The following is a 12,466-nucleotide window of genomic DNA, read 5'->3' on the forward strand; positions in this document are numbered from 1 at the left end:
CGTTCGTTTCGACCCCGCCCTTGTTGCAACGCACGCTTTCCGCTAGGGGCACGCGATCCTCTTCCCGATTTTAGCAACGAGACACCCATGAGCCTCCGCAATGTGGCCATCATCGCACACGTCGATCATGGCAAAACGACCTTGGTCGACCAGCTCTTCCGCCAATCCGGCACCTTCCGCGACAACCAGCGGATCGAAGAAAGAGCCATGGATTCCAATGACTTGGAAAAAGAGCGTGGCATCACCATTCTCGCCAAGCCGACCTCGGTCGACTGGACTCCGCCCGGTGAGAGCGAAAGCATCCGCATCAACATCGTCGACACGCCCGGCCACGCCGATTTCGGCGGCGAAGTCGAGCGCATCCTCAGCATGGTCGACGGCGTCGTCCTGCTGGTCGATTCGTCGGAAGGCGCGATGCCGCAGACCAAGTTCGTCACCGGCAAGGCATTGGCCCTCGGCCTGAAACCGATCGTCGTCGTCAACAAGGTCGATCGTAACGACGCGCGCATCCAGGAAGTGCTCGACGAAGTGTTCGACCTGTTCGTCAGCCTCGATGCGAACGACGAACAGCTTGATTTCCCCGTGCTCTACGCCTCGGGCCGCAACGGCTATGCCTCGACCGACATGGACGCGCGCGAAGGCACGCTGATCCCGATGTTCGAGACGATTGTAGCGCATGTGCCCCCGCCCAAGGTCGAAGTTGCAGGCGTTCCGTTCACGTTTCTAGTCACTTTGCTCGATCGTGACCCCTTTTTGGGTCGTATTTTGACCGGTCGCGTCAACTCGGGCGTGGTCAAGGTCAACCAGCCGATCCACGCGCTCGACAACGACGGGAAGATCATCGAGACCGGCCGCGCCTCCAAGATCATGTCGTTCCGCGGGCTCGACCGCGTGCCGGTCGACGAAGCCAAGGCCGGCGACATCATCAGCCTCGCCGGTCTTTCGGTGGCAACGGTTGCCGACACGATCGCCGACACCAGCGTGACCGAGCCGCTCCACGCGCAGCCGATCGATCCGCCCACGCTGTCGATGCGCTTTGCGGTCAACGATTCGCCGATGGCGGGCCGTGAAGGCAGCAAGGTGACCAGCCGCATGATCCGCGAGCGTCTGTTCCGCGAAGCCGAGAGCAACGTTGCGGTCAAGGTGACCGAGGCTTCCGACAAGGACAGCTTCGAAGTTGCCGGGCGCGGCGAGCTTCAGCTCGGCGTGCTGATCGAGACGATGCGCCGCGAGGGCTTCGAGCTCGGCATCAGCCGCCCGCGCGTGCTGTTCAACGAGGACGAGGACGGCAAGAAGACCGAGCCGTACGAGACCGTCATCATCGACGTCGACGAGGAATATTCGGGCACGGTCGTCGAGAAGATGAACCTGCGCAAGGCCGAGATGACCGACATGCGGCCCTCGACCGGCGGCAAGACGCGCATCACCTTCTCCGCCCCGTCGCGCGGGATGATCGGCTATCACGGCGAGTTCCTGTCGGATACGCGCGGCACCGGCATCATGAACCGCCTGTTCGAGCGTTATGGCCCGTTCAAGGGCAACATCGAGGGCCGCAAGAACGGCGTGCTCATTTCGAACGGTTCGGGCGAAGCCAATAACTACGCACTGGGTCCGCTCGAAGAGCGCGGCATCCTGTTCGTCGGCCACGGCGAGGCGCTGTACGAGGGCATGATCGTCGGCGAGAACGCCAAGCCGGATGACCTCGAGGTCAACCCGATGAAGACCAAGGCGCTGACCAACTTCCGCGCGAGCGGCGGCAAGGACGACCAGGTCCGCCTGACCCCGCCGAAGCGCGCGACGCTGGAGCAGGCGATCGCATACATCGACGACGACGAGATGGTCGAAGTGACGCCGAAGTCGATCCGTCTGCGCAAGCGCTTCCTGGATGCGAACGAGCGCAAGCGCGCGTCGCGAGCGAAGCTGACGAGCTGAGGCGGGTAGCGCGCCGCAGCAGCGTAGCTGCGGCGCGCCCCCTGCGACCCGCCCGGTAGGCCTCGCCCGAAGCGAGGCCCGACGGCGTGGCTTCGACACGATGGGCCGTGTCCGGCGCTTGCGTTGCCGGGTGCGGCCTTTTCGTGTAAACCGAACACATGCCGATCGTCAGCATTCGCAATGCCAAGACGCATCTCTCCCGCCTGCTTCAGCGGATGCTGGCGGGCAAGCAGGTCGTTATTCAACGTAATGCCAAACCGGTCGTCCGCTTGCAGCGGTCTGAGGTTATCTTCTATCCGCCTAAAAAGCCGCTGCTTGGGGCGATGAAGGGGCGGATGGGCGACGTCGGGGACGAGGCGCTTGCCCCTTTGCCCGAAGAGTATCTCGGCCTTGGTATGAGGATCGACCAGCCGCTTTGAGGCTGTTGCTCGATACCCACGCGTTGCTGTGGGCACTTGTCGACAGTCCCCGCCTTTCGCGGCGCGCAGCGGCCCTGATCGGGGATGCCGCGAACAAACTGCTGGTCAGCCCGGTAACAGCTTATGAAGTGTGCTTGAAGCATACGCTCGGGAAGTTGCCCGAAGCGACGGCGCTTGCTGCCGATTTCGAAGGCGAACTCCTGCCGCTGAACGTCGAGTGGTTGCCGATCACGCAGAAGCACATGATTGCGGCGGGCAAGCTCGACATGGCGCACCGCGACCCCTTTGACCGGATCCTCATGGCGCAATCCTTGGTGGAGCGCGTGGCGCTGGTGTCGACTGAGGCGAAATTTGATCGCTATGGGGTGGTGCGGTTGTGGTGAGCCGTGATGCCGCCCAAGCGGCGGCGAGGGCAGACAGATCCACCTGACCCCGCCGAAGCACGAGATGCTGGAGCAGGCGATCGCCTACATCGACGATGACGAAATGGTCGAAGTGACGCCCAAGTCGATCCGGCTGCGCAAGCGCTTCGTCGATGCCAACGAGTGCAAGCGCGCTTCGCGGGCGAAGCAGAGCAGCTAGAGGTCGCGGTTCTTTTGGGGCTAGGAGGAAGGCCGGGTGTGAAAGCGCTCGGCCCTTTTTCGTTCATCTTATGAGTGGTTGTAGCGCAGCTACACGGTTGCTACTTTCAGTCTGCCGTATTTGTTCAAGATGCCGTCGACGACTTTTTCGACGATCTTCACTCGACTCAAGTCATTTAGTGTGGCCTTCTCGTGCAAAAGCAGGAGGATGCGTGTCTAAGATTTCTACGATCCAATATCGGCAGCTTAAAACAGAAGGCCTGTTTGACGGCATCAACCTCCAAAGCGTAGTCGTCGACGTACTTCGTCGGCGGCAATGGGACCGCAATGCGAAATTGCGCGTCATAGATATTGATCAGGACCAGAGTTTCGTAATCCTAAATAAACTATCGGACCCGGCTAGTTGGGATGGCCCAGTGTTCACTGGACAATTAATCCATCTGCAAGAGGGGTCTGACGTTCAAGCAGTCATGCAATCGCTGGAGGAAGACACGGCGGAGTTCGTACTTCAAAACCTCAATATCGGCGATATGGCACGGGTATTAAAGGGTACGCTGTATTTTGCGGTGGCCGGAAATCATGTTGGTCTAATTGAAGGTCAGCAGGTGCGTGGGCGTACTCTCGAGCGATATCTGACGGCACTGTTGCAGAAGTCGGGTGAGTTTGAAGCTGGCCAGGCAATCATTCTCAACGGAAAATTCACCGCGGGCGACGGCAAGGAGTTGAGTGAGTCTAGTGAGATCACCGTCGCGGCGGTTCCAAATGCGGGGGCGGACGGTACACGTCCTGGTGGCGCTCAGCGAGCCGCGCAAATCGTAGAAAATGAAGTTGCGCGAGCACGAGAAGAAGGGGCGACTGTCTTCGATGTCCTGGCAACCCTTGGGTGGGACGCTGCCGCGATCGATAGCCTTCGGGCCGAAGTCCCCGATGATGGATGGATCGAGGGCTTTTTCCGTGTCTTGATTAAACAGCGTAGTCGGAAAAAGCCGATTTCGAGGGCCACGATCAACGAGGCTCTACGAAATATAGATCCGGCCGACTTGGGCCTTAAAGGACAGGGAAGCGAAAAAGGCGGCATCGTAAAGCTCTCGACCCAACGGGCCGTAAACACTCACGGCTCGCTTTTGGACCCGGCTGATGCTATGGAACAGATTGTGAACGCGTTGCGCGAGTGGTCGGCAGCAGGAAAGATCGATTGCAACTTCGACGGATAGATACTGTTGCCTCAGTGGCTGCCTTCGTTGCGGGTGCGCTGCTTACGCCGGGCACATTGTCAGGCGATAGCGGTCGCATGCTGGTAACATTTTTGGGTCTGGTTTCAGCGAGTATCCTCCCGACAATCTCGTTACTTGTAAACAGTATGACCTCAAGCGGACGATCTGTGAAAGCGGTCGACGATCTGCGACGAGAGTTGCAGGCGGCAATGGATGCGCTGTTTTTCCTTTTTGGCTGTGTAGGAATAGTCGTTGCTGGACTTGTTAGTCTGGCAACAACACCACCAATGATCCTGACCTACGTACCTTATCTAACAACGGAGATACTGCCTCGAATAGGGCAGTCTCTGATTATCGGTGCATCGATGCTTACTATTATGCGAATCGGGATGATACCTGCCATACTTAGACGCTCGCTAGATGTGAGGCATAAAATTGCTACTGAGGAAGCGCGGAGGAAGACGCTTGAGAAAGCTCCCACTGCTGCGTCAACTCGGACGACGTTCCCAACCCACCCTGAATTTGGCAAGACGGTGAAGTTTGAAGACTTGACGAGAGAATCCAACTAAAATTTTCTTAAATAAGAAGATCTGTACTAAACAAACCCAGCACAAACCCCTGTCCTACACACCCCAATCCTGCCACCCCTGCACGCCACCACCCCAACAGGAGGCAGCGCCATGCAGAACCGCACCCCCGTCGCGCGCAGCGATCGGCCGGATCTTCCCGATTTCGCGCCCGTGCCGCGCAAATACCGGCATGATGGCTGGACGCCCGAGCGGCAGAAGGCGTTCATCGAGGCGCTTGCCGATACCGGTTGCGTCAGCCGCGCCGCCGCGATGGTCAACATGGCACAGGCCAATTGCTACACGCTGCGCCGCGCGCCCGGCGCGGAAGAATTCCGGCGGGCGTGGGATGCTGCTCTGGATTTCGGGTTGCAGCGGCTGAAGGACATTGCGTTCGAACGCGCGATCGAGGGGTATCAGGTGCCGGTGTTCGTCGGCGGGCGGCTGATGGGCTATCGCCGCAAGACCAATGACGCGCTGCTGATGTTCTGCCTGCGCCATTATGGCCATGACGCCGAGGGGCGGCGCACCACCATCGCGTATTACAGCGCCGCCGCGATGGCGGGGGCGGGCGTGGGGGCAGGCGCGCGCGCCGGGGAAGGGGCTGCGGAAGGGGCTGGTGCCGTCGCGCAGGCCTCCGCCACGGTGCGGACGGTAACGCGCGGGCGCGCGCGGAGTGGACGGGGACAGGATCAGCGCGGACACGTCGTAACGGCGGTGGAGAGCGATGCAGGCGATCCGCACGACCCCGGCGCGACCGAGCGCGCCGAGCGGCAGGATGCGCTGGCGGCGGCGCTCCGCGACTTCGGCGGGGTGACGCTCGACGCGACTGCCACCGCGGCGATCGCGGAAGCGGTCGAGGCCTGTGCGGCGCGGCGGCGCGAGGGCGATGCGCGGCTCAAGGCCGGCGGGGACGATGCGATCGCGCAGGCGCTCGACGACGGACGGCCGGGGCTGGTCAAGGTCGGGTGGCGCGATGAGCAGCATTGGGGGCAGTTCGAGCCGAGCCATGCGGACAATCCCGCGGACGCGTTCGGCGATGCGCGCTGTTACGAGGACGAACTGGGATCGGACGTGGGGATGGACCCGCGTTTCCTGCACGAACTGCCGTGGTCCTGTGCGGGGGTGGAGCTGCCCGAACTGCCGGGGGCGGTGCCGCCGGAAGACTCGGCCGGGTGAGTCGCCTGTCCGATCCTGCCGCGTTCGGTCCGCGCGAGGTCGGCGAGCCGGCGCCGTGTCAGGGTTCGCGACGACGATCGCGCCGGACGGGGCCGGGAATCAGCGGCCAGGGGCGGTGCCCGGGGCAGCCGTTGGCGGTCAGGCGACCGCGCGCGGGGCCGCCGGTGCGATCGTCGGGTGGCCGGTGTTGAACCGGTCGTACCAGCCCGCAAAGGCCGACGCGTCCAGCGGGCGCGCGTAGAAGAAGCCCTGCGCTTCCTCGCAGCCGAGCGCGACGAGGGCTGCGTCGACCGCGGCGCTCTCGACCCCTTCGGCGACCACGCGTAGCCCAAGCTGATGCGCCAGCGTGATCATCGTGCGCACCAGGATGCGGTCGCGCTCGTCACCGGCCGCCATGCCGCGGATGAACGACTGGTCGATCTTGACGATCTGCACGGGAAGCCGCTGGAGGTAGGACAGGCTGCTGTGGCCGGTCCCGAAATCGTCGATCGCGATGCGGACACCGAGCGCGCGGATCGCCTCCAGCCGGTCGATCGCCCGCCCGCTGTCCTCCATCACCGCGCTTTCGGTGAGTTCGAGCTCGACCATCTGCGCAGGGACGTGATGCTTGAGCAGCGCCAGCTCGAGGTTAATCGCGAAATCCTCCTCCTCGAGGTTCGCCGCTGAGATGTTGATCGCGATCGGAATGCGCAGCCCGGACAGGTGCCATTCGCGGATCTGCGCGAGCGCGGTATCGAACACCAAAGCGGTGGTGTCGCGCGCGAGCGGGGTGTTTTCGATCACCGGCATGAATTCGCCGGGGGACACGCTGCCGAGCTCGGGATGCTCCCAGCGCAACAGTGCCTCGGCCGCGACGCACCGGCCCGTGACGAGATCGATCCGCGGCTGATAGGCGAGGCGAAGCTGCCCGGGCTGTTCGAGCGCCTCGCCAAAGGCGCGCAGCAGGTCGAAATTGCGCAGGTGCGGGCGATCCATCGCGGCGGAATAGATGCCGATCGCACCGTCGCTGCCGCGTGCATCCTGCGCCGCGCTATGCGCTGCCCGCAGCACGTCGCGCGACCGCATCTGGCCGAGGCGGAACGGCACCACCCCCGCGATCGGCGTCGTCACGTAGCGCAGCGTCGACCCGCGCGTCGTCGCGCGCATCCCGGCGGCGAGCGTCGTCTTGTAGCTGTCGAGCGAATAGCCCGCGTCCGACAGCAATGCGAACTGGGTTTCGCCGACGTGATAGGCCTGACGGTCCGGCCCGATGAAATCGGTGATCGTCTGCCCGGCCGAGCGGATGAATTCGTCGAACGAGGTGGTGCCCATCACGCGGATCAGGCTCCCCACCTGTTCGGACCGCGCGATATCGACCAGCACCGCAAAGCGCAGCTCGCCCGGATGTTCGCGCGCGAGATCGTCGAGATCCTCGAGGAATTGCGTGCGGTTGGGGAGGTTGCTGATCGGGTCGATCCGGCCGAACGCATGTTGCAGCTCGATCTGCGCCATCACCATCGCCGCGAGATCAGTGAGCGCGGCGACTTCCTCGGGGGTCGTGTCGCGCGGCTCGGTGCCGAGCACGCAGAGCGCGCCGAGGCCATATCCGTCGCTCGTCACCAGCGGTGCGCCGGCGTAGAAGCGGATGCCCTGATGGAAGAGCGGGGTGTCGATATACTCGGGGTCGGCGACCAGATCGGAGATGACGACCGCGCTGGCGGTTTCGGCGACCGCCGCGCAAGGGGCGCCGGCGCGCGGGATCGACTGGTGATCGACGCCGACGCGCGACTTGAACCATTGGCGATCGGTATCGGTGAGCGAGATCGCTGCGATCGGCAGTCCGAAGATCTGCGCCGCCATCCGCGTGATGCGGTCGAAGCTCTCGCTGATCGGCGTGTCTAGCAGGTTCAGCGCTCGCAGGGCATCGAGCCGAGCGACTTCGTCATGGATACGCATCGAAACACTCCGTTCGCTCAGTCCTCCCCCTAAGATTCTCATAAGTGACGTAAGTTAACATAACTTCCGATTCGGCACCATCCTTTTGGATGATTGGATTATCCGTCGACTGTATCCTTTTGGGCACAGGTGTTTCGGAAATGTTGCAGCGCAATGCGATCTCCGCTTGTCACGTTACGAAACATAGTTGCAAAATCGTATACGAGACGAGGGAATGATGTCTCGGACGCATCAAAGGGGGAAACAATCATCGTGCGCAAAACCGGATTGAACAGGATGTGGGGAACGAGTGCTTCGGTGCTCGTTGCGCTATTGGCAGCGGTACCGGTGGAGGCGCAGGTCGCCACGCCGGAGGAGTCCGCATCGGGCGATGTCGACATCGTCGTGACCGGATCGCGCATCCGCCGCAGCCCGCTCGATTCCGACAAGCCGGTCGTCACGGTCGACCAGACCTCGATCGCGCGGACCGGGCTGACCTCGGTCGCCGACGTGCTCCAGCGGCTGCCGAGCGCTGCGGGCGGTCTCAACACCAAGGTCAACAATGCGGGTAACGTCGGCGGGCCGCCCGACGGTACGGGCGTCAGTTCGGGGTCGGCGGAAATCGACCTGCGCTATCTCGCCGCCAAGCGCACGCTGGTGCTGGTTGACGGCTTGCGCTTCGTCAACGGATCGGCAGCGGGTGGGATACCCGCATCGGTCGATCTCAACACGCTGCCGACCAACATGATCGAGCGGATCGAAGTGCTCCAGTCGGGCGCATCCCCGCTCTACGGGTCGGACGCGGTCGCCGGCGTCGTCAACATCATCACCAAGCAATCGCAGGTCGGGCTCAAGGCCTCCGCGCAATATGGCACCTACCGCCAGGGCGACGGTCACACGCAGAATTACGAGGCGAGCTACGGCATCCAGAACAAGGCCAGCGGCACGTCGGTGGTGTTCGGCGGCAATTACACGCGGCAGGGCGGCGTGAGCACGGCGGACCGTGCGATCTCGCAATGGCCGACGCCGGGGGGCACGAGCTGCGCCGCAGGGGGCTGCTCGAGCGCAACGCCGAGCGGACGCTATGACGTGCTGGGCGGCAGCTATACGCTCCGCGCGCCCGTCATCGGTCGCAACAGCGTGTTCCCGACTGATTTCAAGAACTATTCCTCCGCGACCGACAGCTGGAACTTCGCACCGTTCAATTATCTGCTGACGCCGTCCGAACGCTATGGCGCGTTCCTCAATTTCAAGCAGGCGCTGTCGGACAACGTCAATTTCCGCACCAAGCTGATCTACACGCATCGTCACTCGCAGACACAGGCGGCGTTCCTGCCGCTGTTCGTCGGGCCGGATGCGGGCAACGGCAATCTGCTCGACACGATCTCGATCGATGCGACCAACCCGTACAATCCGTTCGGCGTGACGCTGTCGTCGGGGGCCGACGGGACGCCCGCCAATTACTCGACGATCCGCCGCCGCTTCGTCGAAGGCGGGCAGCGCGTGTTCACGCAGGATGTCGATACCTTCTCGGCGACTGCCGGGTTCGACGGGTCGTTCCATGTCGGCGATCACAAATGGTATTGGGACGTCAACGGCGTCTATGGCCTCAACGACGCGCATCAATTGTTCACCGGCAACGTCAATGCGGCGAACCTGGCGCGCGCCCTCGGGCCGGTCGCCAATTGCACGGGGGCGTGCGTGCCGTTCAACATCTTCGGCGGTGCGACGATCGGCGGGGCGGGGTCGGTGACCCCGGAAATGCTGCGCTACGTGACGTTCGATCAGCGCGACAAGAGCCTGCAGCAATTGTGGGACTTCACCGCCAACGTTTCGGGTGAACTGTTCGATCTGCCCGCGGGTGCGGTCGGCGTGGCGTTCGGCTACGAACATCGCGACCAATATGCGAGCTACGATCCCGACCCGATCATCGTCGCGGGGCTTGGTGCGGACGTCCCGACCAGCCCGGCTGCGGGCGGGTTCAACGTCGATGAAATCTACGGCGAGTTGCGCGTGCCGATCCTGAAGGACGTGCCGTTCTTCGACCGCCTCGAAGTCGACGGCGCGGTCCGGCATTCGAACTATTCGTCGTTCGGGAGCAACACGACGTTCACTGCCTCGGGGCTGTGGAAGCCGGTTGCCGACGTGCTGCTGCGCGGCGGGTTCGCGGAAAGCCTGCGCGCGCCGAGCATCGGGGAACTCTATGCAGGTCCCTCGCGCTTCGATGCGACGATCGACGATCCGTGCACCAGCGCGGCGGGGGGATCGTTCCAGACCAACCCGACCGTCCGCGCGAACTGCATCGCCAACGGCGTTCCTGCGAACGGCAGCTATGCCGAACCGACCGGCGGGCAGCTTGGCGTGTTCTCGCAAGGCAACACCGCGTTGCGCCCCGAAACCTCCAAGACCTGGACCGCGGGCGGGGTCTACAGCCCGTCCTGGGCACGCGGGTTCGCGCGCGCGCTCAGCCTCGAGGTCAATTACTACAAGATCGACCTGAAGAACGCGATCGATTCAGTGCCGGCGACGCTGACGCTGACGCGCTGCGCGTTCAACGCCGATCCGGTCAGCTGCGCCGCGGTTCGCCGGACGCCTTCGGGCCAGGTCGGGGGGATCAACGGACGGTTGCTCAACCTCAACGGGATCGAGACCGAAGGGCTCGACGGGACGTTCCTGTTCCGATCGAAGGACGTACAGGGCGGGACCGTCGGCCTGACCGTCAACGCTGCCTATCTGCTCAAGTACAACATCCTGCCGCCCGCCGATCTTGCCGCACCGGTCCAGGAATATGCCGGAACCGAGCGCGGCAGCCCGGATCAGGCCTACCCGCGCTTCAAGTTCAACGCGACGCTCGACTGGTCGACGCTGGGCTATGGCGCGTCGTTCACCGGACGCTACATCAGCAAGGTCGACGAGCGTGACGGCATCCACACGATGGGTGCGACCTTCTACGGCGACGTGCAGGTCTACGTGTCGCCGGCGTTGATGGACAATCGCTGGCGCCTGACGGTCGGGGTCAACAACGTCTTCAACAAGGCACCGCCGCAGTGCTTCACCTGCCAGAGCGCGAACTTCGACCCGACGACGTATGATCTGCCGGGGCAGTTCGGCTATGCACGGCTGTCGTTCGGGTTCTGAGGGGTAAAGTCCGAAGCTTCACTGACACCCCGGGGTAGGCCCCGGGGTGATCGGTGGTTCATTTGCCCCAAAGCACGCGCAGCGCATCGAATAATGTCACGCCGGCAAGCGGGCCGATCACCAGCATCGCGAGATTGAAGCCGATGATCCAGGTGGTGAGCGTTTCGGCGCGTTTGGTCATGCGCGGGGGCTTGGGCTTTGGCTCCCACGGCTCGGGTGGCGGCCAGCCATTCTGGAAATCGACGAACATCCGGGACTCCGTTTCGCGCACGACTGTATCGGAAACGCCGGGGGTCGCCCAGAGGCTCCGCTGGTTCGACTCCTGCGCTCCCGCCCGCGTGGGAGCATGAAAGGGTGAAAGGTATCGCCTTTGGCCAGGGTCCAAACTGAATGCGCGCTAAACGGCATATTCCGGGCCAGTTCAGACGGGCAAGCGCATATCCTGCAACACGCTAGCCCTCCATGCGTTCGACGAACAACAGGGCCTGCAGGATTGAGGAGATTGGACATGAACAGCTTGATGAAGAAAGCCGGTCTCGGCCTCGCGTTGGCAGCAACTGCGCTGACGGTATCGGCCCCGGCGGATGCGCAGCGTTGGCGTGGCGGTGGCTGGCACGGCGGATATGGCGGCGGGTATCGCGGTGGCTATCGTGGCTATAACAATGGCGCGGGCACCGCGGTCGTGGCCGGGATTGCCGGCCTCGCACTCGGCGCGGCGCTGACGTCCAACCGCAACGACCGGTACCGCGACGACTATTATCGTCAGCGCGGCTATCAGCCCTATTACGATGACGGCTATTACCGTAGCCACGGCTATTACCCCAACGACGGCTATTACGCCTATCGGTCGCAGCGCGACTGGGGCCGGTGCTGGATCGAGCGGCGTTATGACCGCTATTACGACGATTATGTCCGGGTCCGCGTCTGCGATTGATCGTGACGGACGCCTGACCGGCAACACGGCGGCGCGGACCTCGGTCCGCGCCGTTTTCGTGTCTGGCCTATTGTTGCGTTTTGCGTCATGAGCGCGAGCATCATGACCGACACCGATCTCCCCCCCGACCGCCTCTCCTCCAACCCGCGCAGCCCGTTCTTCGACGAGGACAAGCTGGCCCGCGGGATCGGCATCCGCTTCAAGGGTGCCGAGCGCACCGACGTCGAGGAATATTGCCGCTCCGAGGGGTGGATCCGCGTTGCACTGGGCAAGAAGGTCGACCGTCACGGGCAGCCGTTGACGCTCAAGCTTTCGGGCGAGGTCGAGGCGTGGTTTGAGCGGCCGGGTGACGGCGGCGATACCGCAGAGGGCTGAGTCTTCTTCGTTAGCCCCTCCCCTTCAGGGGAGGGGTTGGGGTGGGGCAGTTCAGCAAAACCAACGTTTGTAATCTGGACTGGGGGGCCCCCCCCCCCCCCCCCCCCCCCGGGGGGGGGGGGGGGGGGGGGGGGGGGGTGGGGTGGGGGGGGGAAAAAAGATAAAGAGGGGGGCGCCCCCCCCCCCCAAAACAACCCCCCCCCGCGGGGGGCGG

General features: G+C 63.5%; 11 protein-coding genes and 1 pseudogene. 10 read left to right on the plus strand and 2 right to left on the minus strand.

Annotated features, from left to right (window positions below; genetic code table 11):
- Positions 1–87: 87 nt before the first annotated feature.
- From typA to ABIC17_RS20145, 7 genes and pseudogenes are all read left to right on the plus strand, one after another.
- Positions 88–1,932 carry a translational GTPase TypA gene (gene typA, locus ABIC17_RS20115; protein ID WP_354284929.1) on the plus strand — a complete coding sequence of 615 codons (1,845 nt, stop codon included), beginning with the start codon at positions 88–90 and terminating at the stop codon, positions 1,930–1,932.
- Between the two features lie 158 nt (positions 1,933–2,090).
- Complete coding sequence (locus tag ABIC17_RS20120) at positions 2,091–2,351, plus strand: type II toxin-antitoxin system Phd/YefM family antitoxin (RefSeq protein WP_354284931.1); 261 nt, start codon at positions 2,091–2,093, stop codon at positions 2,349–2,351.
- The gene (locus tag ABIC17_RS20125; RefSeq protein WP_354284933.1) at positions 2,348–2,734 is read left to right on the plus strand and encodes a type II toxin-antitoxin system VapC family toxin; all 387 of its coding nucleotides are present in this window, start codon (positions 2,348–2,350) and stop codon (positions 2,732–2,734) included. Before ABIC17_RS20120 ends, ABIC17_RS20125 begins: the two co-directional genes overlap by 4 nt.
- 10 nt (positions 2,735–2,744) lie before the next feature.
- Positions 2,745–2,933: pseudogene (locus ABIC17_RS20130) on the plus strand (translational GTPase TypA); the annotation flags it as partial.
- A 211-nt stretch (positions 2,934–3,144) separates the two neighbouring features.
- On the plus strand, positions 3,145–4,146 hold the full coding sequence (locus ABIC17_RS20135; protein ID WP_354284934.1) for a hypothetical protein: 1,002 nt from the start codon (positions 3,145–3,147) through the stop codon (positions 4,144–4,146).
- A gap of 14 nt (positions 4,147–4,160) precedes the next feature.
- A complete protein-coding gene (locus ABIC17_RS20140; protein WP_354284936.1) occupies positions 4,161–4,715 on the plus strand; it encodes a hypothetical protein in 555 nt (184 codons plus the stop codon).
- 111 nt (positions 4,716–4,826) lie between these two features.
- Positions 4,827–5,891 (plus strand): hypothetical protein, encoded by a 1,065-nt coding sequence (locus ABIC17_RS20145; protein WP_354284938.1) that lies wholly within the window; start codon positions 4,827–4,829, stop codon positions 5,889–5,891.
- Between the two features lie 138 nt (positions 5,892–6,029).
- On the opposite strand, the gene ABIC17_RS20150 is transcribed toward ABIC17_RS20145, so the two are convergent.
- Positions 6,030–7,826 (minus strand): putative bifunctional diguanylate cyclase/phosphodiesterase, encoded by a 1,797-nt coding sequence (locus ABIC17_RS20150; RefSeq protein WP_354284940.1) that lies wholly within the window; start codon positions 7,824–7,826, stop codon positions 6,030–6,032.
- Between the two features lie 276 nt (positions 7,827–8,102).
- Here ABIC17_RS20150 and ABIC17_RS20155 point away from each other — a divergent pair, with 276 nt between their 5' ends.
- On the plus strand, positions 8,103–10,943 hold the full coding sequence (locus tag ABIC17_RS20155; RefSeq protein WP_354284942.1) for a TonB-dependent receptor domain-containing protein: 2,841 nt from the start codon (positions 8,103–8,105) through the stop codon (positions 10,941–10,943).
- A gap of 58 nt (positions 10,944–11,001) precedes the next feature.
- On the opposite strand, the gene ABIC17_RS20160 is transcribed toward ABIC17_RS20155, so the two are convergent.
- Positions 11,002–11,193 (minus strand): hypothetical protein, encoded by a 192-nt coding sequence (locus ABIC17_RS20160; protein WP_354284944.1) that lies wholly within the window; start codon positions 11,191–11,193, stop codon positions 11,002–11,004.
- A gap of 258 nt (positions 11,194–11,451) precedes the next feature.
- Between ABIC17_RS20160 and ABIC17_RS20165 the strand changes: the two genes are divergently transcribed.
- Positions 11,452–11,877 (plus strand): hypothetical protein, encoded by a 426-nt coding sequence (locus ABIC17_RS20165; RefSeq protein ID WP_354284945.1) that lies wholly within the window; start codon positions 11,452–11,454, stop codon positions 11,875–11,877.
- Positions 11,878–11,964: 87 nt separating this feature from the next.
- Positions 11,965–12,252, plus strand: a complete 288-nt coding sequence (locus ABIC17_RS20170) for a DUF3297 family protein (RefSeq protein WP_502958516.1) — start codon at positions 11,965–11,967, stop codon at positions 12,250–12,252.
- The last annotated feature ends 214 nt before the right edge of the window (positions 12,253–12,466 follow it).

Source organism: Sphingomonas sp. PvP056 (genome assembly GCF_040549155.1).
Classification (GTDB): Bacteria; Pseudomonadota; Alphaproteobacteria; order Sphingomonadales; family Sphingomonadaceae; genus Sphingomonas.